Annotated in this window: 25 protein-coding genes and 1 tRNA gene; 17 read left to right on the top strand and 9 right to left on the bottom strand. The window is 59.5% G+C overall.

Annotation, left to right across the window (positions count from 1 at the left end):
• Positions 1 to 6 precede the first annotated feature (6 nt).
• The 7 genes from HZB60_01575 to HZB60_01545 form a co-directional block, all read right to left on the bottom strand.
• Complete coding sequence (locus HZB60_01575) at positions 7 to 468, bottom strand: 6,7-dimethyl-8-ribityllumazine synthase (protein MBI5058450.1); 462 nt, start codon at positions 466 to 468, stop codon at positions 7 to 9.
• 27 nt (positions 469 to 495) lie between these two features.
• On the bottom strand, positions 496 to 1428 hold the full coding sequence (ftsY, locus tag HZB60_01570) for a signal recognition particle-docking protein FtsY (protein MBI5058449.1): 933 nt from the start codon (positions 1426 to 1428) through the stop codon (positions 496 to 498).
• Positions 1429 to 1473: 45 nt separating this feature from the next.
• Positions 1474 to 2343 carry an NAD(+)/NADH kinase gene (locus HZB60_01565; GenBank protein MBI5058448.1) on the bottom strand — a complete coding sequence of 290 codons (870 nt, stop codon included), beginning with the start codon at positions 2341 to 2343 and terminating at the stop codon, positions 1474 to 1476.
• Positions 2344 to 2358: 15 nt separating this feature from the next.
• Positions 2359 to 2616 carry an exodeoxyribonuclease VII small subunit gene (gene xseB, locus HZB60_01560; protein MBI5058447.1) on the bottom strand — a complete coding sequence of 86 codons (258 nt, stop codon included), beginning with the start codon at positions 2614 to 2616 and terminating at the stop codon, positions 2359 to 2361.
• A gap of 53 nt (positions 2617 to 2669) precedes the next feature.
• Positions 2670 to 3890, bottom strand: coding sequence for an exodeoxyribonuclease VII large subunit (gene xseA, locus HZB60_01555; protein MBI5058446.1), 1221 nt, complete (start codon positions 3888 to 3890; stop codon positions 2670 to 2672).
• A 360-nt stretch (positions 3891 to 4250) separates the two neighbouring features.
• A complete protein-coding gene (locus tag HZB60_01550) occupies positions 4251 to 4550 on the bottom strand; it encodes an HU family DNA-binding protein (protein MBI5058445.1) in 300 nt (99 codons plus the stop codon).
• 285 nt (positions 4551 to 4835) lie between these two features.
• Positions 4836 to 6755, bottom strand: coding sequence for a LysM peptidoglycan-binding domain-containing protein (locus HZB60_01545; protein MBI5058444.1), 1920 nt, complete (start codon positions 6753 to 6755; stop codon positions 4836 to 4838).
• 390 nt (positions 6756 to 7145) lie between these two features.
• Here HZB60_01545 and HZB60_01540 point away from each other — a divergent pair, with 390 nt between their 5' ends.
• From HZB60_01540 to HZB60_01460, 17 genes are all read left to right on the top strand, one after another.
• Positions 7146 to 7868 carry a YggS family pyridoxal phosphate-dependent enzyme gene (locus tag HZB60_01540; protein ID MBI5058443.1) on the top strand — a complete coding sequence of 241 codons (723 nt, stop codon included), beginning with the start codon at positions 7146 to 7148 and terminating at the stop codon, positions 7866 to 7868.
• A gap of 61 nt (positions 7869 to 7929) precedes the next feature.
• The gene (locus tag HZB60_01535; protein MBI5058442.1) at positions 7930 to 8442 is read left to right on the top strand and encodes a DivIVA domain-containing protein; all 513 of its coding nucleotides are present in this window, start codon (positions 7930 to 7932) and stop codon (positions 8440 to 8442) included.
• A 170-nt stretch (positions 8443 to 8612) separates the two neighbouring features.
• Positions 8613 to 9434 (top strand): purine-nucleoside phosphorylase, encoded by an 822-nt coding sequence (locus tag HZB60_01530; GenBank protein MBI5058441.1) that lies wholly within the window; start codon positions 8613 to 8615, stop codon positions 9432 to 9434.
• A 54-nt stretch (positions 9435 to 9488) separates the two neighbouring features.
• Positions 9489 to 9782, top strand: a complete 294-nt coding sequence (locus tag HZB60_01525; GenBank protein ID MBI5058440.1) for a nucleotidyltransferase domain-containing protein — start codon at positions 9489 to 9491, stop codon at positions 9780 to 9782.
• A gap of 103 nt (positions 9783 to 9885) precedes the next feature.
• On the top strand, positions 9886 to 11316 hold the full coding sequence (locus HZB60_01520; GenBank protein ID MBI5058439.1) for a hypothetical protein: 1431 nt from the start codon (positions 9886 to 9888) through the stop codon (positions 11314 to 11316).
• Between the two features lie 2 nt (positions 11317 to 11318).
• Positions 11319 to 11642, top strand: coding sequence for a nucleotidyltransferase domain-containing protein (locus HZB60_01515; protein ID MBI5058438.1), 324 nt, complete (start codon positions 11319 to 11321; stop codon positions 11640 to 11642).
• Between the two features lie 16 nt (positions 11643 to 11658).
• The gene (locus tag HZB60_01510) at positions 11659 to 11967 is read left to right on the top strand and encodes a DUF86 domain-containing protein (protein ID MBI5058437.1); all 309 of its coding nucleotides are present in this window, start codon (positions 11659 to 11661) and stop codon (positions 11965 to 11967) included.
• Between the two features lie 10 nt (positions 11968 to 11977).
• Positions 11978 to 15271 carry an isoleucine--tRNA ligase gene (locus tag HZB60_01505; protein ID MBI5058436.1) on the top strand — a complete coding sequence of 1098 codons (3294 nt, stop codon included), beginning with the start codon at positions 11978 to 11980 and terminating at the stop codon, positions 15269 to 15271.
• Positions 15272 to 15289: 18 nt separating this feature from the next.
• Positions 15290 to 15772 carry a TraR/DksA C4-type zinc finger protein gene (locus tag HZB60_01500; protein ID MBI5058435.1) on the top strand — a complete coding sequence of 161 codons (483 nt, stop codon included), beginning with the start codon at positions 15290 to 15292 and terminating at the stop codon, positions 15770 to 15772.
• On the top strand, positions 15769 to 16344 hold the full coding sequence (gene lspA, locus HZB60_01495) for a signal peptidase II (protein ID MBI5058434.1): 576 nt from the start codon (positions 15769 to 15771) through the stop codon (positions 16342 to 16344). The genes HZB60_01500 and lspA overlap by 4 nt, the downstream gene beginning before the upstream one ends.
• Complete coding sequence (locus HZB60_01490; GenBank protein ID MBI5058433.1) at positions 16268 to 17278, top strand: RluA family pseudouridine synthase; 1011 nt, start codon at positions 16268 to 16270, stop codon at positions 17276 to 17278. Before lspA ends, HZB60_01490 begins: the two co-directional genes overlap by 77 nt.
• Positions 17279 to 17339: 61 nt before the next feature.
• The gene (secD, locus tag HZB60_01485; protein ID MBI5058432.1) at positions 17340 to 19394 is read left to right on the top strand and encodes a protein translocase subunit SecD; all 2055 of its coding nucleotides are present in this window, start codon (positions 17340 to 17342) and stop codon (positions 19392 to 19394) included.
• Positions 19394 to 20302, top strand: coding sequence for a protein translocase subunit SecF (gene secF / locus HZB60_01480; GenBank protein ID MBI5058431.1), 909 nt, complete (start codon positions 19394 to 19396; stop codon positions 20300 to 20302). Before secD ends, secF begins: the two co-directional genes overlap by 1 nt.
• A gap of 70 nt (positions 20303 to 20372) precedes the next feature.
• Entirely contained in the window at positions 20373 to 21647 is a 1275-nt protein-coding gene (locus tag HZB60_01475; GenBank protein MBI5058430.1) for an adenylosuccinate synthase, read from the top strand.
• A gap of 40 nt (positions 21648 to 21687) precedes the next feature.
• Positions 21688 to 21760, top strand: a tRNA-Lys gene (locus HZB60_01470).
• 118 nt (positions 21761 to 21878) lie between these two features.
• The gene (locus HZB60_01465) at positions 21879 to 22934 is read left to right on the top strand and encodes an HD domain-containing protein (protein ID MBI5058429.1); all 1056 of its coding nucleotides are present in this window, start codon (positions 21879 to 21881) and stop codon (positions 22932 to 22934) included.
• 45 nt (positions 22935 to 22979) lie between these two features.
• A complete protein-coding gene (locus tag HZB60_01460) occupies positions 22980 to 23186 on the top strand; it encodes a hypothetical protein (protein MBI5058428.1) in 207 nt (68 codons plus the stop codon).
• A gap of 56 nt (positions 23187 to 23242) precedes the next feature.
• Here the strand turns inward: HZB60_01460 and HZB60_01455 are convergent, their stop codons facing one another.
• Together HZB60_01455 and HZB60_01450 are read right to left on the bottom strand one after the other, a co-directional pair.
• On the bottom strand, positions 23243 to 23962 hold the full coding sequence (locus HZB60_01455; GenBank protein ID MBI5058427.1) for a 16S rRNA (uracil(1498)-N(3))-methyltransferase: 720 nt from the start codon (positions 23960 to 23962) through the stop codon (positions 23243 to 23245).
• Positions 23950 to 25827: a hypothetical protein gene (locus HZB60_01450; protein ID MBI5058426.1), complete on the bottom strand. Its 1878-nt coding sequence runs from the start codon at positions 25825 to 25827 to the stop codon at positions 23950 to 23952. The genes HZB60_01455 and HZB60_01450 overlap by 13 nt, the downstream gene beginning before the upstream one ends.
• Positions 25828 to 25845: the final 18 nt, after the last annotated feature.

Here is a 25845-nt window from a genome sequence, read left to right as displayed (position 1 = left end):
ACACGGTCACAAGGGTTTAGTTTGGTTCTCCCGCAAAGTGAATAGCAATTCGACCATCTCGACGGCCGCCCGGGCGGCTTCAGTTCCTTTGTTACCGGCTCTACCGCCGGCACGAGCAAACGCTTGCTCGGTGGTATCGGTAGTGAGTACGCCAAACGTAACCGGCTTCATCGCGTCGAGGGAAACGCGCAGAATACCGGTTGCCGCCGCGTCACTCACGAATTCAAAATGCGGTGTTTCACCGCGGATCACGGCTCCTATACAAATGACGGCCAAGACATCCTCTCGCCTCGCCAATGCTTGCGCCGCGAGCGGAAGCTCGAAGCATCCCGGCACCCACACGACTTGCACTCGCTCGTCGCTCATCCCGTGCTGCCGCAACGTCTCCAGCGCCCCCCGCAGCAGCGCGTGGGTCACGGTCTCATTGAATCGCGCGCAAACAACGGCGATAACTCCCTCCGTCGGCACCGCGTCGCCACCGGTTTCAGGCACGGTCTAAGCCCCCACCGTCGGTGCCCGAGCGAAATCGCCCAGCAAGCTTTCGGCGAACTTGTCGGCGCTGAATTCGGCGAGATCTTCGAGCGACTCACCGAAACCCACGTAGCGGATCGGAATACTCATCTGCCGCGAAATTGCGAGAATTACTCCACCTTTCGCCGTTCCATCGATTTTCGTTAGAACAAGCCCCGTAATGCCTGCTGCTTTCGCGAATTCCATCGCCTGATTCAGCCCGTTTTGACCGGTAGTTGCGTCCAGCACAAGCAGCACTTCGTGCGGCGCGGACGGCATCCGCTTCTTAAGCACGCGCGAAATCTTCTCGAGTTCCTTCATCAGGTTGCTCTTATTGTGCAAGCGTCCGGCGGTATCAATCAGCAGGACATCAACCTGTTTGCTCAACGCCGCCTCCAGTGCGTCATAGGCGACGGCCGCCGAATCCGCATTGGGCGCGCCGGCGATCACCTTGGCACCCGACCGCTCCCCCCAGACTTGCAGCTGGTCAATCGCCGCGGCCCGGAACGTATCGGCGGCGCACAGCATGACTTGCTTGCCCAGATTCTTGTAGTAGAGAACCAGTTTTCCAACCGAGGTTGTCTTACCGGTGCCGTTCACGCCGATGACCATTATCACTCGCGGGGACTCGCTGGCTTCCGCGGGAGCTTCGGCATGCTTGAGCAAGTCCACGATTGCTTGTCGCATCAGGACGTCGGCGGCGACTTTTCCACCTTCCCGTCGATTGGCCTCTTTGAGTGCGCCGATCAAGTACTCGCTCGTGTCAATTCCGACATCCGAGGAGAGCAGGATCTCTTCCAGTTCATCCAACAGCTCTTGATCGACCTTGCGTCCGGGCGTGAAAACTGCCGCGATCTTGTCACCGAGGACCTCGCGGGTTTTCTGGAACGCCTGCTTTATTTTGTCGAAGAGACCCATACGGCCGGGATCAGGAGCGTGGTCGGTGGAGGAGGGGGAGGAGTGTCAGTTATCGAGGGTCGGTGGCGAAGCACCCCATTGCAGCTTGGCGCGCAGCACATGGTAGAAATCACGTCCGCGGATTCCGGCGATCGTCGTCGAGAATGACGCGCGGCGAACGCGTACGGTCTGCCCGCTGGTCAGCGGTTTGACCGGTTCGCCGTCGGCCGTGAGCACGGCATCACCGCACACCGTGATGAAAACGGAGCGATCCGCGGCGACGATCACGGGGCGCATCGTCAGTGTGTGCGGACTAATCGGAGTGACCAGGATCACGTCCAACGTCGGTTCGACGATAGGTCCGCCGGCCGACATCGAATAGGCCGTCGATCCCGTCGGCGTCGCCACGATCAGTCCGTCGCTGCGATAGGTGGTCACCGGACTGTCGTCGATCGTGACCTGCAGCTGCAACGTCTGCCATGGCTTGACATTCGCGACCACAAAATCGTTCAGCGCCAGCAGGTCAGGATCGCGCTCCCCATCGACCCAGCCTTCGAGCATCAATCGCTCCTGAAAGGTCAGATTGCCGCTCAGAATCGCATCGAGCGAATTGAACAATTCGCGCGCATTGAGGTCGGTCAGATATCCCAGTCCGGGCCCCAGATTCACGCCGAGAATCGGCACGTGCCGCTGACCGATCGCCCGCGCGGTGCGCAACAGGGTGCCGTCCCCGCCAAAACTGATGACCAGACCCGCAACATTCGGAATGCGCTCGGCAGCCAGAGTTTCGCGTTCGCTCACGTCGATTCCGTCCGCGGCGGCGCGATCAAGCACGAATTCCGCTCGTCGTTTGCGCAGCTCCGCGATCAGACCCGGTATCAGCTCTCGGAACATGGGCTTGGCGAAATTGCCCATCAGTCCGAGGATCGCGCTCACGCGCGGATCTCCATCTCAGCTCTTCGGTTTGTCATTTCCGAGCGCTTCGTCCGCGTCGGCCGCGAGTTGTTTGAGCGACTGTTCGGCCGTCGCAAGTTTGTCCTGACAATATTTGATCAGCCGCTGCCCCAGTTCAAACGCGACCAACGACTGCTCCAATGGAACATCCCCCTGCTCCAGTTCGCGCACAAGCTGTTGCAGCTGCTCTAACGCGGCCTCGAACGACTGGGTGTCGGCGCTCGTGGATTCGGAGTTGGGTGGTATGGCAGCCATGCGCGGGAGGAGTTGAGGATAGCCGTCGTATTGATGGCGGGAACGGGATGTGGTCAAGCTGCCGACTCGACACTGACCTTCGCGACACCCTGCGCGAATGTCACGGCCAGCCGATCGCCATGGCGAAGCAAGCGCGCGTCGCGCGCGATGGCGCCACTCTCGTCGCGAACAATCGCGTAGCCTCGGTCGAGCACCGATTGCGGTCGATAAGACTGCAACAGCTCGGTCAAGCGATTCAGCTCGCCCGATTTCAGGCGCAAGCCGTGATCGTACGCGGCCTGCAGTCGCAGGTCGAGGTCGTCGATCCGTTGTCCGGCCAGTATCACGAGATTCATCGGTCGCCGGAGAGCCCAGTGCTGGGCCATGGCTTCCAGTTGCGTGCGCAAATGGCGCTGTTGGTCGCCGAGTGCCCGCGCGAGTCGTTGGCCGAGCGCGTGGACATCACCCGCGACCTGCTCGCGGTCGGGCAAGATCAATTCCATCGCCGCGGACGGCGTCGGAGCGCGCAGATCTGCCACAAAGTCGGCGATCGTGAAGTCCACTTCGTGACCAATCGCCGAAACCACGGGGATCATGGACTCGAAAATTGCCCGCGCGACCGCCTCTTCATTAAACGCCCATAGGTCTTCCAGCGAACCGCCGCCGCGCGCCACGATCAACAAGTCAACCCGCGTCGTTCGATTGAACTCGGCGATGGCTTGCGCGATCTGCCCGGCCGCTCCTTCGCCCTGGACCCGCACGGGCCGCAGCACAAGTTGCGCGGCCGGCCATCGCCTCGCGGCCACGGTCTGCATATCGTGAATCACCGCGCCGGTTGGTGACGTCACGATGCCGACCAGGTCAGGAAACCTCGGCAACGGGCGTTTGCGCGCGCTGTCAAACAACCCCTCCGCTTGCAGTCTGGCTTTGAGCAGTTCAAACGCGCGCTGGAGTTCACCTTCGCCCGCCTGCTGCAACAAACTGACGATCAGTTGGTAACTGCCGCGCGGTTCATACAAATCCAGATTGCCGAACGCCCGAACCTTCATGCCATCCCGTGGCTCGAACTGGACGCGCTGCAAACTGCCCTTCCACATCGCGCAACTCAGTTGCGCGGTCGCGTCCTTCAGCGTGAAATACGCGTGGCCCGAGCTGTGCCGCTTGAATCCCGAAACCTCGCCTTCAATCCAGACCGCACCGAATGAATTCGCGAACAGCTTCTTGATCTCGCGCGTGATCTGGCCAACGGAATAAACGGCTTCACGTTCCACGCGGGCCTTGCTGGCTTCTGACACGAGGGAGTACTCCGAATTGGCTCAAACCACCCGCCGCTCGGCCCGATTACAAAAACGGAAGGGCCTCATTTAGACAAGGCCCACTCCAATCCCAACAACGGTGCGCGACACCAGCGGTCACGCACCACGGCAGCCGCAAAGATTTAACGAATCTTCTTCTTGTGCCGGTTCTTGCGCAGGCGCTTCTTGCGCTTGTGGGTCGCCATCTTGTGTCGCTTGCGCTTTCTTCCGCAGGGCAAAAGCGTGTCTCCTTTTCGCGTTCAGCCCGGGATCCCGGGCGATGAGTGAATGTATCTTCAGTGAATGAAATTCAGCGCAACGGGATCGGACGAATCCCGAGCTTGCCGGACGCTTCCGCCCTTAAGCACTCCCGTCGGGAACCTTGAGTTCCGCGAGCCGGGACTTAAACTCGCCGGCCGGCGAGAACACCACGGTGGATCGCGTCGGCAGGTCAATGATTCGCGAGCCATCGGGAATTCGCAAGTGACGAGCCTTGCGAACCGTGGGCTTCCAAGTTCCAAACCGGCGCAGCTCGACCTTATCGCCCTGCGCGACAGCATCCATCACCAACGCCAGGAATCCGTCCACCACCGCGGCAACTTCCGGCCGCGAGATTCCGATACCGGACGCCAGTTGTTCCACAATGTCTTGCTTGGTCATGGGGTGAGTTCTCCTCAATCCGACTTATCGGCGCCCTTGCGGGCGCGAACTCCCGGGCGACCAACGGAAGCCGGGACGAATTCGACTTGCTAAACTCATCGGCCAGGAACAGCAGGTCGTAGGACGACCCGACCGCGCGCGATGCAGTGCGACGCTCCATCGTTCCCGGCTGTGCTCCGCCAAAGCAAAGAACTAATGCTGACGAGATGGAAGACCGCCATCCGGGAACCGGATGGCAAAGGCCCGCGGCGGCACGTGGCTGGACGCGCACGACGGCTTCTGCTGTTACTGACTAACGACCAATTCCTGTCCGACGAGGATCCGCCCGCGCTTGCTCAAGTGGTTCCAGCGCAGGATGTCCGAGGGATCCGCGCCGTAGCGCTGTGCAATGGACCAAACGGTCTCGCCGGCCCGAACACGATGCCGGGTTGCCGCGGCCGCACCTTGCGTCTTCTTCGCGGCCACGGCCTTCACGGAGTCGGATTTTGGGGTTTTTGAGACCTCGGCAACCGTGGATTGACTGCCATCGACTCGGATCCGCAGCTTCTGTCCGGGTTCGAGTTTGTTTGGATTTTTGATGCCGTTCTGCCGACAAATCTCGCTCACGGACACCCCCACCTGCTGCGCGATTCGACCGAGGGTTTCGCCGCGGTGCACCGTGTACACGATTTCGCTGCTTTCCTTGGCCGGCGACGTCTCCGAAGTCGCCTCTCCGGTGCGCGGCGCGGCGGGCGGCTGCGCCTCGACAATCTGCGGTGCGGGGGTCGGGATGGTCAGTACCATGCCGGATTTCAACTTCCCCGACCGTGCCTTCTTGTTCTCCGGCTGCGCCTTGATCTGCGCCTGGGTCACGCCGTAACGCGCGGCAATGGACTTCAAGGTCTCGCCGCGCCGGACCGTATGAATCGTCGTGGGGTTGTAGTCCGACTTCGGCGCCGACGCCAACCGCACTTCGAAGTCGTCGCGCGGGGATTTGGGCAACCGCACCATTGAGGTCTGGCCACCCGGAGTCACCGACCGGCGGAACTCCGGATTCAGGTCCCGCACTTCCAGCGCGTCGCAACCGGCTGCATACGCAATCTGATCGAGTTGGTAGCAGTCCTTGACAAAGATCCGATCACATTCGAACGGAATCTCCTCCGGCATTTCGCCGAAGCCGTACTGCCGTGGATTCTCGCAAATCGCCTTCGTTGCCAGATATGCCGGCACGTAACTTCGCGTCTGCTTGGGGAGCCGGTTCAGCCGCCAATAACTCGTCGTATGGCTGCGAGCGATTTCCCGGCGGACCCGCTGTTCACCGCAATTGTAGGCGGCGAATGCGAGATACCAGTCTCCGAACTCTTCGTAGAGCTTCCGCAGATAGCGACAGGCGGCGCGCGTTGCGGACTCCACGTGCAGTCGTTCATCGAACGTCTGATTCACCTGCAATCCGAAAATGCGGCCGGTACCCGGGATGAACTGCCAGACTCCCGCCGCGTGCGCATAGGAGTAGGCGCGCGGATTCAGCCCGGACTCGATCATCGCGAGGAACATCAAGTCGTCGGGCATGCCTTCTTCGCGCAAAATCGGGCGCATCCGCGGGAACATCAGGGCTGAGCGCTCCATCCAGCGCTCCATCACCTTCCGGCCCTTGTTCATAAAGAACGTAAGCTGACCCGAGACTTGGCCGTTCAGAGTCAGCGGCACTTCCGGCAGCGGATTCGGGTGAGCGACGATCGCCTGCGGCGCCACACTGTCGCGATCCTTCTCGGATTTCGAGGGGAGGCTGACATCGTCAGCTTCCTCGTCCGGGACCGCCTCCAGCACCACGGCTGTTCCGGCGGTTGGCGGCAGCGTCTCGATCGACGCCATGAACTTGTTGTAACTCGCGAGGACCGTGCGCTGGAACTCAAGTACGCGTTGGGCGGGCACCTCGATCGCGCCGACATCCAGACTGCCGAGCAATTCTAATGTTGCTTCATAGAATTCAGCGGCGGCATCGGCGTCTTTTCGCTTCTCTTCGTGCAGCGCCTGCTGATAGGCTTCCCGTGCCAGACTCCACTTGTCGCGGTTGGACAAGTCCGAAAGATCGAGTTGGCTGAATTTCTGTCGTTGGGTTACCGAGGCAGACGTCCCGCCGGAGGACGCGTTGAGCGATGCGCAACCACCGGTGTATAGCGCAAACGCTAATGCAAGGACTGCCAAGGAGAAGAGCTGTTTGGTCATGGGCTCCAACAGATTGGTCGTGCCTGACAGGGGCTCCGCAACGCGCCCTAACATCACGTATTTCAAAAGCTTACACGAATGGAATCGACCTCGTAAGGCCGCCTTTGACGGTATAGGTCGGAATGTACTGATTTTTTTAGGGAGAAACAACTGATTTCTCCTCACAGAATCATCATCTTGTCGCGCCTTTTGGGGGGCGATGGGGTTAATAACGTGCAAGATAGGTGTTCAGGCTTGCGGCGCGGTGACCCATTTTGCAGCAATCAAGTTGAAACATTGTTGAATTTAATCGATAGCCGACCATCACCAGATTTCTCCCCGCGGCCGAATTGCTTGCGGAACTAACGCAAAATGGCTATATTTTGTGCTTGCCTCAATTGGCCTCCCACTATGTGTTCTGAGCTTGCCGAAGCTGACCTCTCACGGAATTATCAACTGGTTCTGGACAAGATCCGCAGCGCCTGTCGTTCGGCCGGGCGTCAGACCGATTCCGTAACCCTGGTCGCGGCGACCAAGAACTTCCCCGGGGACGTAGCGCGCAAAGCCTATGCCCTTGGCATCCGTCATTTCGGCGAGAACCGGGTTCAGGAAGCCGTTGAAAAATATGAGGATAGCAAGTCCTTTGGCGGCGACTTCTGCCCGGTTCTGCATCTAATTGGCCACTTACAGAGCAATAAGGTGCGCCGGGCTGCAAAACTATTCCAGGCCGTTGACACCGTGGACAGCGTGGAGCTTGGCCAGAAGCTGAATCAGGAAGTTTCCAGGCTGCGGGTGTTAGTCGAGGTGAATACTTCGGGCGAACCCCAGAAGTACGGGGTCAGACCCGACAAGACTCTTGCGCTCGCGAACGACCTGCTGAACGACTGCCCGAATCTCGAGCTTGCCGGTCTCATGGCTGTTGGCCCGCAGACGGACGATCAGGGCCGGATTCGGGCAAGCTTTCGGCAACTTCGCACGCTCTGGGAAGATGTTGCCCGCGAGCTGAAGCCTCCGGACTGGACGACTCTCTCGATGGGCATGTCTGGCGATTTCGAGTTGGCGATCGCGGAGGGCGCGACGGAGGTTCGCCTCGGTTCGATTCTCTTCGGCCCTCGCCCCGCACCTCAGGTCTGATTCCCGCTCCGGGATCGGATTTCCGCGTCTCAGCTTTTCAGCCTCTTAGCGTTTTCTTCATATGCCCCTCTCACCTCTCGATGTTGCCAAACACGAATTCACGCGGGTCATGCGCGGTTATGATCCGGCCGAAGTTCGCGCCTTCTTGGAGCGGATCGCCGACGAGCTGAGCGAGTTACAAACGCAGACAGCCTCGCTGGGCGAGCGGCTGCGGATGACCGAGACCAAGCTCGAAGCCTACCTCGACTTGGAAAAGAGCCTGCGCGATTCCATGGTCGCGGCGCAGGACAACGCTAAGATTGCTCGCGAACAGATTGCCCAGGAGCGCGAGCAGTCCATGCGCGAAGCTCAGCTCTCCGCCGATGAGTTGAAACTAAAGGCTCAACGCGACGTGGTAGCGATTCAGGAAGAATTGCGCAGCCTGAAGATCCACCGTGACGCGTACATTAAGCGGCTGCGCTTCCTGCTCAAATCGCACATGGAATTGCTCGATCTACTGGAAGACGAGTCACCCGACAAGATTCCCGATTCCCAGCCGTTCGTGCTGTCGCGGTCCGGTACCGAAAACTCTTGATCTGCCTGCCGAGCGGGGACTTGCGATACGCCGAGCGGGGTGCCCTCAGCCCGCCGGAATCGCCATCCGCCGCCGAGCGGGGACTGTTTCCCCGCCGGAATCAAGCCCGGCACGCAGACCACGACTGAACAATTATCTATTGCCGTCCTGAGCAGGCGAGTCACATCTCAATGAGCGATCTGAAGCAACACATCGACGAGACCGTTGCCGCGCTGCGGCCGAAGCTGAAGGTAACCCCGCACGTCGGCATCATTCTGGGAACGGGTCTCGGTGGCCTGGCCCGGGAGATCAAGAGCGATCTGGTGATTCCGTACGAGCAGGTGCCGAACTTCGTGTTCTCGACCGTCGAGGGTCACGCGGGCAAACTGCATTTCGGCGAACTTGGCGGCAAAGCGGTGGTCGCGATGCAGGGCCGCTTTCATTATTATGAAGGCTACACGATGCAGCAGATCACCTATCCCGTGCGCGTGATGAAGGCGCTGGGCGTGAAGGTGATGCTGGTCTCGAATGCCTGCGGCTGTGTCAATCCGCTCTACAAAGCCGGCGATCTGATGATCATGGACGATCACATCAATCTGCTTGGCGACAATCCGCTGATCGGCCCGAATCATGATGATCTCGGCCCGCGCTTTCCCGACATGAGCGAGCCCTATTCGCGCCGCCTGATCGAGATGGCGGAGCAGATTGCGATGGAATTGCAGCTCAAGGTTCATCGCGGCACGTACGTCGCGGTCCCCGGTCCGAATCTCGAAACGCGCGCGGAATATCGCTTCATGCGCACGATCGGTGCGGACGTGGTGGGGATGTCCACGGTTCCGGAGATCATCGTCGCCAATCACGCCGGCCTCGAGTGCTTCGGCATGTCCATCGTCACCGACGAGGGCTTCGCCGATTGCCTCAAGCCCGCCTCGATTCCGCACATCCTCGAGAACGCGGCCAAAGCCGAACCGAAGATGACGCAGATCATGAAGCGGTTGATTGAAAGACTGTAGTGAGGTTTGTGTCCATTGGATTCAGCGGCAATTGAGCGCGACTTAGCACCGTTCTTGGGCAGACTCGAACGCGAGTACAACCCGCAACTTGTGCTGCTCTTCGGCAGCCGCGCGCGCGGTGACGCACGCGCCGAAAGCGACTACGATCTCATCATCATCTCGGAGCGCTTCGCGGGCATGCGGTGGCGGGATCGTGTCGCCCACCTCATCAAGCTGTGGGATCGGAACGACCTCGTGGACCTTGTGGCGTACACGCCTGAGGAATTTGGAGCGAAGCAGCGGGACTTCCTGACCATTCGCACGGCCGTGGAGGATAGTGTTCGTCTGCTCCCGCGAGTTGTCCATTGAGATCATCCGAACCGAAGGTGACGCAGAATAAGGAAGCGGCTGATTGAAAGATTGTAGTCGATAGATTGTAGTTGGCGGTCTCCGGTCTGAAATAGGAGGGCGCATGTATTCATCTGTTCTGGTCCAGCCCTGTTTTCGACTGTTCTTTTCCATGGCTCTCATGCTGGTGTACTGCACCACCGTGTTTGGTCTCGAACTCGCGCTCGAGGCCGAAGTCCAGCTTCCTGGTGACGGACCGTGGGACTTGCAGCACTGGATGTCGGATTCGACGTATGGGTGGGCGCAGCGCCAACTTGACACTGGCGACACCATCGTCTACCGACTCACACTTGATGCTCCGTTGGCTTACATGCAGATACCATCTGAATTGTACATCGGAGGTGGGGAAATGTACTTACAGGCGGCATTTGATATCGCGCTCGGACGCAGTCCGTCGTCACCGTTCCAACCTCTCGTCTACTGCACGGCCAAGTACGACGATCCATACTCCGATCCTGCGGCCCATTTCGTCTTGGCAATTAGTACCATCGACGGATCGGTTGTCGGCAGTCCAATTCCGTTTTTCTATGAGACCAACCAGTGTTCAAACGGGGAATATTGGATTGTCAATGTCACTGGGCTGTTCACATGGCCTCCGCCTCCCCTGAGCGCTCGGAATGCAATTCCAGTGTATTCAACGCGGCGTTACTGCGACGGAATGGGTCACGATATCGAAAGTGAGAGCGGATTCGGGATTTCGATCTTTGCGGACTTTGCTCAAACGACGTTCGCCAAGTCGTCTCGAAGCGACTATCACGTCGATTGTGCACCGGCAGGCGAGGCCTGTGATCAATGGGGTTCGAGTGCGCACCTACAGCGTATCGTTCTAGACGGCGCGAGTCCCAACTCCGTAACGCTTTGCGCCGACTTCGTGGATTGCCCGTTAGGCTGTGATTACTCTTCGCCCTGCCCACCCACGCCGGCGCTCTGTGCACAGGTCGACTCCTCCGGGTCCATGCGTGTTCTCCTCTCAGGTGGAGTCTGCACCGACGGTGACATGAATGATACAATATGGGCGAATCCTCTCTTGTCCGGATGGATATTGTCCGGGACCATACTCGGCAGCTCCGACGAGCGCTTTCTTCGATGGACTGGCCAGGGCCAAGGCGGGTACTTTTCAGTGTTTGATGCGTCTAACGGTGATTCGCTCGACATCACGAGTAGCATATTGGGCAATTCTTCTGCCTATGCGATCAAGCAATCGAACCGTCCCGCAGATATCGTAACATACTCCCCGTCAACGCGCATCGCGCGGGTTTACAAACAAGTTCGAGAGGTCGGCGGGTTGGTGATTCAAGCATTCGGCGAACTCCGTGAACTCCGGTTGTCGTGGGAACCGGTGCCGACTGCATACCGCTACTCAATCTTCTCGTCACCATCTGAGAACGGCCCTTGGAGTTGGATCGCGACCATCGACGTGGACGAGCCCGAGTTCTGGCAGATCATCAATCCGACCGCGCCGCGTCAGTTCTACACGGTCACCGCAAAATACTAACAATGACGCCCGCCGAACCCCGCATCCCCGTTGACCGCGCTCAGATCGAGGCCTTCTGCCAGAAGTGGAAGATCATCGAGCTGTCGTTCTTTGGCTCGGTACTGCGCGACGACTTCGGCCCCGACAGCGACGTGGACGTGCTGGTGACGTTCGCGCCGAAGGACGGTTGGTCTGTGTTTGACATCATGCATGCTGAACAAGAACTGTCGGAGATCATCGGCCGTAGGATTGATCTGGTCGAGCGGAGTGCGGTAGAGCAAAGCAGAAATCCAATTCGCCGACGCCATATACTTGCCAACTCGCAGCGGTTTTATGTGGCAGGATGAGGCGTCCGTTAGAGACATGCGTGACGCCTGCCGGGCGCTGGTTCGAATTTCGCGTAAGGCAGACTACACGACCTTTCTTGCTGATGAAGATATCCAACGAATGTCAGAACGGTATTTCGAGATTCTCGGTGAGGCGGCCAGTCGGTTGTCTGAGGAGTTCCGTGATTTTCATTCCGAAGTTCATTGGTCAGCATGGACCGGATTGCGAAACATCGTGGCTCATCAATACCACAAAGTAGATTATGCTCGACTCTGGGAACTGATGACCGCCGCTGTCCCTGAGTTGCTTGACTATTTGGCTCCCTTAGTACCCCCTGAAGATTGACTTTGATTCCGTGCTATCCCCCGTTCCCAATAAATTAGATTTGCCGGCGTTTGATCGCGAGCTGCTCGAGTTCTGGAAGACCCACGATGTCTTTCAGCAGTCGGTGAACCGGCCCGCGCCCAAAGGCGATTTCGTATTTTATGACGGCCCGCCCGGAACCAACGGGTTGCCGCACATCGGGCACATGATGCAGAGCGCGCTCAAAGATTTGTGGCCGCGCTACAAGACCATGCAGGGCTATCGCGTGCTGCGCAAGGCGGGTTGGGACACGCACGGACTGCCGATTGAGATGACGTCCGACAAGGAACTCGGCTTCACCTCCAAGCGCGATATTCTCGCGTACGGCGAGGCCAAATATGTCGAGTACTGTCGCGGCACCGTGTTTCGCTTCAAGCGCGAGTGGGAGAACGCGATTCGCCGCTGCGGTCGCTTCGTCGATCTCGAACATGCCTACGCGACCTACGAGCCGTACTACATTCAGTCGGACTGGTGGACGCTGAAGCAGGCTTGGGATCTCGAACTCGCCGGCGAGGCTCGTGAACGCGCACTGCGGCTCGGCCAATCGCCGCGCTATCTCTACAAAGACTATCGCGTGATGCCCTACAGTCCGCGCTCGGGCACGACGCTCTCGAATTTCGAAGTTGCGCAGGGCTATCAGGATGTCACCGACCTCACGCTCTTTATCAAGTTCCGGCTGCTCGATCAGCCCAACACCTATCTGACTGCCTGGACGACGACACCGTGGACGCTGCTCTCGAATCTCGCGGTGGCAGTCGGTCCCGAGATTGAGTACATCACCATCGAATTGACGGCGGATTCGTCGGCGGGCAAGCAAGGTGATCGGTTGATTCTCGCACATGCTCGACATCAGACGATCTCTCCGATGCTTGGACAGCATCACATCGTTTCGCATCATGTCGGCCAGGATCTCGCGGGGCTGCGTTATGAGCCGCTGTTTGACTGGCTGAGGCTCGACAATCCGAAAGCGTGTACGGTCGTCGCGGATGAGTATGTCACGACCGAAGACGGCACCGGCCTCGTTCATCTCGCGAACTATGGCGAGGACGACTTCCGCATTTTGCGGAAGCAGGAAATCCCGGTGGTGCTTGCCGTCGATGCCAACGGCCTCGTCGCCGATTTCGCCAAGCCGTTCAGCGGCCGCGAGTTCCGCGAGGAGGGTCTCGACGTTGACATCCTCAAGTACTTGCAGGCGCGCGGTTTGGTGCTCGGCAAAGAGAAGTACACGCACAGCTATCCGTTCGATTACCGGACGAAGACGCCGCTCATGTATTTCCCGCGTCCGGCGTGGTTCTTACGCGCGACGGCGCTAAAGGAAATGATGATCGAAGCCAACCAACATATCGGTTGGCGGCCCGATCATATTAAGGAAGGCCGCTTCGGCAATTGGCTCGAGAATGTCAGCGATTGGAACGTCACGCGCGAGCGCTACTGGGGCAGCCCGCTCCCGGTGTGGCAAACAGAAGATGGTGGCGAGTCGATCTGTGTCAGTAGCCTCGCGGAGCTGCATGAACTCGCCAAGCAAGCTGGTGTCCCACTTTCAAGTGACTTCGATCCGCACAAGCCCGCGATCGACGGGATCGTGCTTCGTACCCCTGCTGGCCGCGAGTTGCGTCGCGAGAATTTCGTGCTTGACAGTTGGTTCAATGCGGGCCTGATGCCGTGGGGACAATTCGGATTACCCGCGAAGCCCGGTTCCGAAACTGAGTTTGAGTCACAGTACCCGGCCGATTTCATCTGCGAAGGCCTCGACCAGACCCGCGGCTGGTTCTACACGCTGTTGGCCTGCTCTTGCCTGGTGGCGAAATCGATGCAGCAAAAGGCGACCACACCTGCGCGCAAGAAATTCTGGAACAATTCGGTCAATTGGTCGTCCTACAAGAACGTGATCTGCACCGAGCTGGTTTTGGACAGCACGGGTCTGAAGATGTCCAAATCGCTCGGCAATGTCGTCGATCCGCTGGCGTTGTTCGAGAAGTTCGGTGCCGATCCGGTTCGCTGGATCTTCTATTCGTCGAATCCCTGGAACTCCAAGCGCTTCGGCGAGGAAGAGATCGGCGATGCCGTTCGCGCGGTGATTCTCCCGCTCTGGAATTCCTATTCGTTCTTCGTAACGTACGCGCAGATCGACGGCTGGGCTCCCGATTCGACGGCAAAGCCCGCCTTGACGCAGCTCGACCACTGGATTCTCAGCGAGTATCATCGCATGCTCGAGCGGGTGTGTTTGCACCTTGATGATTTCGATGTGGCTCCCGCCGCGGGCGCGATCGAGAAGTTTCTCGATCTGCTCACGAACTGGTATATTCGTCGTTCGCGGCGTCGTTTCTGGAAGTCTGAAAGCGACTCCGACAAGTCGGCCGCATACGCAACCCTCTATGAGGTGCTAACGGGACTGACGAGGGTTCTGGCGCCATTCCTGCCTTTCCTGAGCGAGCACATCTATCAGAATCTCGTGCGAGGATTCGACGACACGGCCTCCATCAGCGTTCATCTCTCCGCGTTTCCGGTTGCTGAGACATCCAAACGGAATCGTGAGCTGGAAGATCACATGGGTCGGGTCGGCGAAGCGGTCAGCCTCGCTCGGGCGCTGCGGCAGGAACGTAATCTCAAGGTTCGTCAGCCCTTAAGTAACCTGATCTGGGTCGTTCCGGACAAGGAGAAAGAGGAGGATCTGGCCCCGTTTTTGCACATTATCGCCGACGAATTGAACGTAAAAACGGTGATATTTCGTCACGATGATCGCGACTTGGTTCATCGCTCGGCCGCCGCCAACTTCCGCACGCTCGGCAAGAAAGTCGGCAGTCGGATGAAGGAGGTCGCCGAGTTCATCTCGAAGCTCGGGGATCCGGAGATTCAGGGCCTCGAATCCGGCCAGTCGGTCAGCTATGACAGCCTTGAATTTACGGCTGAGGATATCCAGATTCGCCGCACAGAGCGTGCGGGCATGGCCCTGAAAAGCGACGGCTATATGACGGTCGCGCTCGACACCGAGCTGACGGCGGAGCTGATTGCGGAAGGGCATGCCCGTGAACTTGTGCATCATATTCAGAACTTGCGCAAGCAATCCGGTTTCGAGATTACGGATCGGATTCATGCCGAGCTCCACACGGACTCCGCGGAACTTCGGCAGGCGGTGGTTGCCTTCCGCGACTACATATGCCGCGAAACTTTATCGAGCGAGCTTGAGTTAAAACTTGCTGTGACGGGTACGGAGCTGGATTCGAACGGCCAGAAACTGACGGTCGCCGTTCATCGTGCATCCGCCGCCGCGTCCGTAACCCGTTGAAAGGAATTCGGCAATCGAATGAGCACGAACAAGACGAATCCGGCCAAGCCGCGCGAGTCGAAGTCCAAGGCGACCGAGAAGGCGAAGTGGCCGGCTGGCGAGAAGCCGGCGCTGTACGCGCCGGAATGGAAAGAGTACTTCCGCGAGATCATCATTCAGAAGCGCAAGGAGATTCTGCGCGAGCTGAGCTACCTGCGCGAGACCTCGATGGAGACGACGACCGACCAGTACTCCGGCGACAACTCCACCTACAGCTATCACATGGCTGATCAGGGCACGGATGCGCAGGAGCGCGAGAAGGCGTTCATGTTCGCGAGTCGCGAAGGCAAGATGCTGCGCCTCCTCGAAGGCGCGATCGAGCGCATCGACAACGGAACGTACGGCTACTGCCAGGAAACCGCGGCGCCGATCGAGTTCAAGCGACTTGAAGCGATTCCGCACGCTCGGCTCTGCATCGCGGCGAAAAAGCGCAACGAAGAAGAAAACAGCGGACGCGAATGAGCGGTAAGCCGGCCCTCTGGCCGTGGTTCGGCGGTGCGGCGTTCCTGATCGCTTTTGATCAATGGACGAAATACCTGATCCGCTCGAGTTTTCAGGTCGGCGAGTCGATCTCGCTGATCGGTGAAGATCTGATACGACTTACCTATGTGTTGAACCCCGGCGTGGCCTTCGGTCTGCCGGTTCCCTCCCGTACACTGCTGTTGATCTTCGGGTGGACCGCCGCGGCAGCGCTGGCGGTTTACTTGTCTATCTTGATCCGTCGTCGCGACGCTTTGCGCTGGCCGATCCTGCTCTTCTTCTCCGGCGCGATTGGTAACTCGATCGATCGTACGCTGTACGGTGAGGTCACGGATTTCCTCGACGCCGACTTTCCGGACTTCATCATGGACCGTTGGCCTGTGTTTAACGTCGCGGACTCGTGCGTAACCGTTGGTGTGCTGTTGGTTGCGCTCCTGGTGTTGTTTGATCGAAGACCCGCCCATTCCCCCTCCCCGCATGACCTCGCTCCCGGATCATCCGCCGCAACCGTTTCGTCTGACGACGGCACCCGGTCAGCAACGTCTGCGGATTGACCGCTTCCTGCAGCAGGCGCTACCTGCAATCTCCCGCCACAAAGTCCACGAACTGATCGAATCGGGGTTGGTGCTGATAAACGGCAAACCGCCCAAGAAGTCGCAGCGGATCGGTCCCTCCGAGACGGTGGAAATCTTTTTTCGCGATCAGGCCGTGCACGACATCCTCCCGGAACCGATTCCGCTGGATATTCGCTATGAAGATGACGTGCTGCTCGTGGTGAACAAGCCGCAGGGCATGGTCACTCATCCGGCGCACGGCCATTTTTCCGGCACGCTGGTCAATGCGCTGCTCCATCATTTCGGCCAGGCGCACGCGTCCGGCTCGGTCCGTCCGGGCATCGTGCATCGGCTCGACAAGGGCACGTCAGGCTTGCTCGTGGTAGCCAAGCACGAGCAGGTTCATCGCCGCCTGACGGAGCAGTTTGCCGCCCGCACCGTCAAGCGTGAGTATATGGCTCTGGTGTGGGGCCGTTTCAAGTCGAACGTGGGCGAGATCGACGCTCCATTAGGCCGACACCCCGGTGACCGCAAGCGCTTCGCCGTGGTTCGTCGCGGAGGCAAGGAGGCCGTGACCACTTACAAGGTCGAAGAGACCTATCGCGACATTACCTTATTGACCTTGCGGCTCAGAACGGGGCGGACACATCAGATTCGTGCGCATCTGGAGCATGAAGGTCATCCCCTGTTCGGCGACGGCACTTACGGTGGCAGGCAGAAGCGAATCAACAACATGGCCGGGTCACGGACACACTTCTATGAGCAGTTACTGATGGAAATGCCCGATGTTGCACTTCACGCGCGCTCACTGGGGTTTGTGCATCCGATCACAAAGGAATCTCTGGAATGGTCCCAAGACCCGCCCTCCAATTTCACTAAGATACTGAATTTATTGCGTGAAGATGCTCACAAAAACCTTGACATTGGTGAATAAAAGCCCTATATTTGTGAGTTTTCCGCGAAGTTAAGGCAGATCTTTTGGCGAATTCAAGTCTATGAAATCCATTCGTTCACGAATCATCGTTCTGGTCGTCCTGCTTGGCCTCGGCGGGTATTACCTCTATCCCACCGTCAAGTACGAGAACATGTCCAACCAAGAGTCGGTGCTCCTGACCAAGCTGTCGGAGACGTCGGGGATTCCTCTGGCTCGCTTGGGAACGGACATCTACCGTGACGACGTTGACCTGAAATCCGAGATCGAGAGCGGCAATCTCGATGCGCTGACCAAGGAAGAAGCGGTTAAGCAGCTCGAGTACCTCCGCGGGGACTTCTACACGGATATCAAGTACTATCGTCCGAAAGCCATCAAGCGCGGTCTGGACCTGCAAGGGGGTATGTACCTCGTGCTCGAGGTTGACCTTGTGCAGATGTTAGACAATAGCGCCAAGGGCAAGGACGAGGTTTACGACCGCATGCTTTCCGCGCTGCGCACTCGCGCGCGGGAATCGGATATCGACGTTCTGGAGACCTTGCACGCCCTGGCGGTCCGCGAGAAGGCCTCGCTGAGTCGCTATTGGGGCGAGGCCGGTCAAACCGATGATGCGATCATCACGGATTTGACGACACAAGCGGACGACGCGGTGGATCGATCGCTCGAGATTCTGCGGAATCGTATTGACCAGTTCGGCGTCTCGGAGCCGTCCATCTCCAAGCTGGGCACGCGCCGGATCGCACTCGAGCTTCCCGGCGTGAAAGATCCCGTCCGGGCCCGCGAACTTGTCGGACGCACGGCTCAGCTTGATTTCAAGATCCTCGTGGATGCGGAGCGCGCCCGTGACATTCTAACCAAGCTCGATCAAGGTATTCTCGCGCGGCAGAAGGGTGAGGCTCCCGTGGAGCCGCTTGCCGCCGACAGCGCCGCGGTCAAGGCCGATACGTCGAAGCACGCGCAGACCGATACCTCGAAAATCAGGACGGATAGCGTCAAGCTGGCGGATTCGCTCGCGGCTGCGGCCCTCGATTCGGCGGCCCAGGACACATCGGCCGCGGCCCACCCGTTACTGTCGCTCTTTGTTGGCGGCGCGCAGGACATCTTGGTCGAGGCCTCCAATAAGAGCCGCGTCGTACGTCTGCTCTCGGCCAAGGAATACCAGCGCTTGATTCCCACCGATGTGGCGTTCTATTGGTCGAGCAAGTCGCAGATTCAGGGCACCGAAGGCAACGAGTACTGGATACTCTATCTGGTCAAGAAGCAGGCCGAACTGACCGGGGCCACGATCAGCGATGCCAATTCGTCGATCGGCTCGGGCTACGAGCCGGATCAGGCCGGTAAGCCGATCGTACAAATGGAGTTTAATCGCGAGGGTTCACGGATCTTCTCCCGCGTCACCGGCGCGAACGTCGGCAAGCGGCTGGGCATTGTGCTGGACGACAAGGTTTATATGGCGCCGAATATCCGCGACAAGATCTCCGGCGGCTCGGCGGTCATCACCGGATTGGACGACATGGCTGAAGCTCGCGATATCGCGATTGTGCTGCGCGCCGGCGCTCTGCCCGCGCCGGTCTCGATCGCTGAGGAGCGCACGGTCGGCCCGTCGCTGGGTGAAGAGTCGGTCGGGGCCGGGCAGCTTTGCTTGAGTATCTCGTTCCTCGCCGTCATTCTGTTCATGGTCTGGTATTATCGCGCCTCGGGCCTGATCGCGGATCTCGCGATGATCTTCAACGTCTTCTTGCTGATGGGCGCATTGGCGATGTTCCAGTTCACGCTGACGATGCCGGGAATCGCGGGCATCATCCTGACGATCGGTATGGCCGTGGACGCCAACGTGCTGATCTTCGAGCGCATCCGGGAAGAGTTGCGCGCGGGCAAGACCGTACGCGTGGCGATTGACACCGGCTTTAATCGCGCCTTGCTGACGATTATCGATTCCAATACGACGACGGCCATTGCCGGTGTCGTACTGCTGATTTACGGTACCGGAGCAATCAAGGGCTTCGCCTTGACGCTCACGGTTGGTATTGTCATTAACATGTTCACGGCGATCTTCCTGACGAGGCTCGTGTACGACGCCTTCACTCAGGGTCGCCAACTCAAGACATTGAGCGTCTGATGCCACAGTTTTTCCACAACGCCAATTACAAGTTCGTTGTTCATCGTTATCGTACGGCGACGATTTCCGGAGTGGTGATCCTGGCGGGCATCATCGCGATGATCATCCGCGGGCCGAATTGGTCCGTGGACTTTCGCGGCGGCCTGGACATGACCGTCCGGTTCGCGCAGCCGCTGAGTGAGAGTCAGGTTCGTGACGCCTTCGGCGGCATCGAAATCGGCGAGGTCAAGACCATCGGCCGGCTCGGCCAGCAGTCGGACATCCTGATCCGGACCAAGGTCACCGAAAACAGCGACGCCACGCAAAAGCAGATCAAGGAGCGGTTGGATCGGACCTTTCCGGGCAACCCGGTCGAGATTCGCAACGTGTCGATGGTCGGTCCGCGTGTCGGTCGCGAACTGCGCAACTCGGCGATTCTTTCCGGCATCATTGCGGTTGGCCTGCTCCTGATCTACATCTCCTGGCGGTTCCGCTTCGAGTTCGCGATCGGCGGCATCATTGCGCTCGTCCACAACGTCGGCGTGACGCTGGCCTTCCTCGTCTTTTTCAATTATGAACTCTCGCTGGCGGTGCTGGCCGCGTTTCTGACGCTTATTGGCTACTCGATCAATGACACGATTGTCGTCTTTGACCGCATTCGCGAAAACATGAAGAAGCTGCGGAACATGTCGATGGGCGAGATCATGGACCTTTCGATCAATGAGACGCTGTCGCGTTCGGTCATTACGTCGGTCACGGTGTTTCTGACGACGCTGGTGCTGTACGTCTTCGGCGGCGAGGTGCTGCGCGGCTTCGCGTTCGTCATGTTGGTCGGCGTGATTGCTTCGGCGTATGCTACGGTGTTCGTGTCGGCGCCGGTTGTGGTCGAATGGGCCGAGAAGGCCGTTTTAAAGGGTAAGAAACGCTGACGCTTCATTTCAGGATTGTGCTCTCCTCTGCCCCGCGAGAGCGGGGCAGTTTTATTGAAAGCGGTGCCGCATGGTAACGGTGGTCGTCGGTGCGCAGTGGGGTGATGAAGGCAAGGGCAAGATTGTAGATTATCTCGCCGAGGACGCGGATATCGTCGCCCGCTATCAGGGCGGGGCGAACGCCGGCCACACGGTAGTGCATGCCGGGAAGAAATATGTCTTCCATCTGCTCCCCGCCGGAGTCCTGCGTCCGGCCACGACCTGTGTGATCGGAGCGGGAGTCGTTGTCGATCCGGTCGCCCTGTGCGCAGAGATCGAGCAGATCGAAGCGGCCGGCATCTCACTCAAGGATCGCCTGTTTGTGAGTCATCAGGCTCACCTCATCATGCCGTATCACAAGCAACTCGATCAGGTGATTGAAGCCTCGCCCGAACGCACGAAGATCGGCACGACCGGCCGCGGCATCGGCCCGGCCTACGTGGACAAGGTCGCCCGCGTGGGGATTCGCATCGTGGATTTGCTGGACCGCGAATCGCTGCGCCGCAAGATCATCGACAATGTGCGGGAGAAAAACCTCCTGCTGGCGCGCGTGTACGGCGGTGCCGAACTCGAGGTGGATCGGATTGTCGATGAGTATCTGGCATTTGACGAGAAGATCGATCCCTACGTAAAGGATGTCTCGGTCTATTTGAATGACGCGATCCGCGACGGCAAGCGGCTGATTCTCGAAGGCGCGCAAGGCTCCTTGCTCGACGTAGATATGGGCACGTATCCGTTCGTCACGTCTTCCAATCCGGCGGCCGGCGGCGCCTGTACGGGTCTCGGGATCGGGCCACGCAAGATTGATCGCGTCCTCGGGATCATCAAGGCCTACACGACGCGCGTGGGCGAAGGCCCCTTTCCCACCGAGCTTTCAGAAACCGACAGCCACGTGAATCTCCGCGAGCGCGGCGAGGAATACGGCGCAACAACGGGGCGGCCGCGGCGCTGCGGCTGGTTTGACGGCGTCGTGGCACGGTTCTCCGCGCGGATCAACAGCGTGGACTCTTGGGCGATTACCAAGCTTGACGTGCTGACCGGCATCGACCCACTCCGCGTGTGCATCGCCTATCGGGATGACTCGCGCATCTACAAGAACTTTCCGTCCGATAGCCGCGTGCTCAGCCAATTGGAACCGGTTTACGAGGCCCTGCCGGGCTGGACGGAGCCGCTGGACACGGTGCGGTCGTGGCACGACCTGCCGCCGCAGGCCCGCGGCTACCTCGAGTTTATCCAGCAGTTCACGGAGACGCCGGTGTCGATTGTCTCCGTCGGCGTGTCCCGGGAACAGACCATTGTCAAGTAGAGTGGTATCTGGCAACACGGCATTGCGAATTGCGAGACGAGAGGGCATAGCTCAGTAGGTAGAGCACCGCCCTTTTAAGGCGGGTGTCCCGGGTTCGAGTCCCGGTGCCCTCACAAAATCGACCCGGTCCTCGCGACCGGGTCGATTGTCTTTCGGGGCATGCACTTTGCCCGCCATTCGGCAGATGAACTCTTCTCTTTCAACGACACTGACACACCGGGCGGCGCGGCCATGATCGCAGATCCTCGCTCCCGCCCCGCCGACACGGAAGAAACCGCCGTCTTCCACCCCGCTCCGCTGGCCACGTTGCCCCCGGACAGTGAGGCGCATTTCGAGCTCTACATTGCGATCCCGGGGCGCTCCGGAGTGCGTTATCACCTTTACAAGTCCGCCAACATCGAGTTGACCGGAGTCAAGCGCCGGGAGCTGATCGCGAAGGGGATCGATACGCTCTTCATCAAGGAGCGCGATATCGAGGCCTATCACACATTTGTGGACAAGACTATCGGCAAGATGCTGTTGTCCGCGACGACGCCCCCGGAGAAGAAGTCCGAGATCCTGTACACGACCACGAGCGCAATTGTCCGCTCCACGTTTGAGCGCCCGGATTCCCCCGTGCTGGTGAATACAAATCGCAAACTCATGGCGCACTCGGTGGCGCTGCTGGCCAGTGAACCGGCCATGGTCAGGACCATGGCCGCGCTTTTCGCGCTCGATTACAGCCTTTATACGCACAGTGTGCACGTCGCGGTGCTTGGGACTGGCTTGCTGCTGGAAACCGGCCATAAGAATGAGGAAGAGCTGCGCGACCTTTCCCTCGGCCTGCTCCTGCACGATATCGGGAAGAGTCGCGTGCCCACCTACATTCTGAACAAGCCGGGAATGCTCTCGGTTTCCGAACTGAAACAGTTGGAGAGACATCCGGAGCACGGGGTCAGCTTGATGCAGTGCCATCAGCAGTTGGTCCCGATGGCGCTGGAGATCATACACGACCATCATGAGAAGCTGAATGGCAACGGCTATCCGCGTCGGTTGCCATCGGCCCGAATCTCGCTCCCGACCCGAATCTGCTCCGTCGTCGATATCTATGACGCGCTGACTTCTCACCGCTCCTACAAACCGGCCATGCGCGGCTTCGATGCGATGACCTTCATACATCAGCGCATGTCGCAGGAACTCGACGGCGAAATGTTGCGACTTCTCGCCTATGTGATGGGTCCGTCTAACAGGTCCGGTGTGTACGCGAGTCAACTCGTCAAGAAACTTCAGGAGCAGCCGATAATGTGACAAGAACACGCGTCCGTCCATCGCAATGGTGACCCCGACCCCGCCATGATTCGATTTCGCAAGGGCGAAGCCCGGAATGAACACACTCAGCGCCATGCCGGCGGCGGCGAGTCCCCGCTGACGGGCGAGCTCGCGCGAAGCCTGCACGCGCGCATCCGGCACGCGTATTATGATCGACCCGAGGTGCTGCAGGAACTCGCGCGCCGGATGCTCGATGATGTCGGGGTCCCCCGGACTTCCGCCGAAAAGTGAACAGGCACCGCCCCCGCGGTGCCTGCTTCGTTAGCGCCTCTCCCCTGTCGGGTTGCCTACGGCCGAGTCGCTTGCACCAGTGTGGTAATCGCGGCAGCAGCCGCGCATTCCGCTCGCAATCGCCGTACACCCAAGTCCAGCGGTTCGTAGCCGGCGTCCATCGCCGCCTGCGCCTCGCTGTCCGTGAATCCGCCTTCGGGTCCGACCAGAATCTCGACGTTCATCGCGCCACCGGGCGAACCACCCGGACTGTTGCTCAGTGGATGCGCGATGTACCGCGCCGCGCCCTCATCCGACCGGCCCAACGCCGCCGTCAGGTCACGACAGCATTCGATGCTCGGCAGCCGTGCCCGCCCGCACTGTTTGACCGCCACCAGTGCGACCCGTCTCAGCTTATCAACCTTGGATTCGTCCATCCGCCCCTCGCTGCGCGCGCCGTGGAAGAATCGAATCCTAACCGCTCCGAGTTGAGTCGCGTTATCGACCACCGCTTTGTTCGTATCGCCTTTCAGCACGGCCATCACCAGCGTCAAACGCATCGTGGCCTCGCCGAATTCGCGGTGCTCCTGTAGGATTCGGAGCGTGCGATCGCTCTGCACTTCGCAGTCGTACACACATCCGGCCCCGTCAGTAACCCGCGCCTTCGCCCCGACTTTGAACCGCAACACGTCATACAGATGATGCTCCTCCGCCGTCGGAAGCCTGACCAGATCGCCGGTTCTTGCTTCGGGCGGTGCGTACACGAACTCACCCCATTCACGGGTCAGAATCTCCATGCCACTACCGCCTCCCCGGTGTACAGCCAGCGATCCGGTTGCTCCAACCGCAGTTGACGCAGCGCTCGTGCGCTGATGCGAATCGTCAACTGCGCTCCCTCGTGCCGCAGCGATCCCACCGGACCGTAAGTCTGATATTCTTGATAAACCAGTTCGGGATCACCGACATGCTCGGGAAAGCGCAGGCTGCGACGGCTGTCCCATAATCCGCCGGCCGCGATTTCGTCCCGGGGATTCAGAGTGAAGACCGCCTCCGCGGATGCACTGTACGAGCGGGTCTCGTCGCTGCGTTCCTCTTCAAACGAATCCCAGTACAATCTGCCGAACTCCTCGATCTGTCCGGCGACGTTGAATCGCGCCGCGGTCCTGCCGCTGACTTGGACTCGAGTGGAGTCGCCCAGTGTCAGTCGGCGAAACACGGTCGATCGTGTCGTGCGCGAATTCGTTTCGAAATCGTAATCGGAGTAGTTGGCCGAGACATTGGCCCGCAGAAAGTTGTCGATTGACGCTGCCGGTCGATATCGCAGCCTCGTCCCGGTCACAAGATAGCGCGTCCAACGGTTATTGGCCGAGTTCTCCGCGAAGACATAGACCAGATGATCCAGCATCACCGACCCATGCCATTCGAAGATCATCGTGGTGAACAGCGGCTTCGTCCACACGGCCTCTCCGGTGTATCGCAATTCGTCGCGGTCATCATGATTGCTTTCGCTGCGCGTATCCAGCCGGTATTTCGAGACCAACAAACGCAGTCGTAGGCGTGAAGATAGTGGCGCGGGCGCGCTCCCGTTCAGCAGCAGATCGGTCTTGAGCCCCTGCAGGACTTCGCCGCGGATCGTCTGCGTCACCTGGCGCAGGTCGATCCCCAGTGTCCCCGCGTAGTCGCTCGACCGCGCGGCAAGTTTCGCGCCGAAACCGGTCTGGTTCTCTTCGAGTTTGAAATCCGCGCTGCCGGCTCCGGCTTGTGTGGTTCGGTCGTGCTCGATTTCGCCGCTGAACTCCGCATCCAGCAGGCGGTGCACCTGATAGTTGAGCACGTCGCGGATTTCGTAGTGCTCATCCTTGCGCCGCGACAGCAAGTCGGACGCATCGAGGTAGATATCCCGGCGGTACAGTGTTCCGGCGGCGTCCGCGCGATTCGAGTTTCCGGGAAAGAACTCGCGGTACACCTGATACCGCCCCATCAGATCGGTATTCGCGTGATTGCGCGGCGTCTCACGATTGTATTCCGCGCTGGCATGCTGTTCGTATCCGCCGATCATGATGCTGTCGGCGCGCATGGAACTCCATACGCCAAGACCATTCTCGACTCGTGCGATTCGCCGGTCTTCGACCGCGCCGCTGCCCACCGTTGCCCGCACGCCGCGCAGCGGAGTGAGCACGATCCCCCCGCCGCCGCGCAGGATTCTGACGGCGCTCGCCGCGGTTTGAATGAGTTTGAGCGGTTCAGTGACAATCCCGGCGTCGCGCGGCTGCAGGTCGGCTTTGTCACCGGGTTTGGAATGCGTTCGCTTCGGCCGATCGTCGAAGTGCTCACCTTCCGCCCCGACCCAGAAATCCAGCATGGACAGGCCGCGCCTCGTTCCACCGGCATACCAGCGTCCATCCTGCCGAATCCGATCCACATCCTGATCCGCGAATCGTTGATCGGTTCGCCACTTGACATAGGCCAACGCTCTGCCGTTCGCGTCCACGCGTTGATTCCATCCGGCATATTGCGTGAATCGAATCAGCTCGATTCCCTTTTCGGCGGCGCTCGACACGCTGTCCACGGCGGCGACTTCCGCCGGCGGTCGCAGCGCACCCTGCACCGGCGACGAACCCGCCGCCAGCATTACCGTGATGAGCAAAAAGGTGACGGACAAACACCTGCCGTCACCTTT

The organism is candidate division KSB1 bacterium, assembly GCA_016214895.1.
Taxonomy (GTDB): domain Bacteria; phylum Electryoneota; class RPQS01; order RPQS01; family RPQS01; genus JACRMR01.
This window is presented reverse-complemented; position numbering and strand designations above follow the sequence as displayed.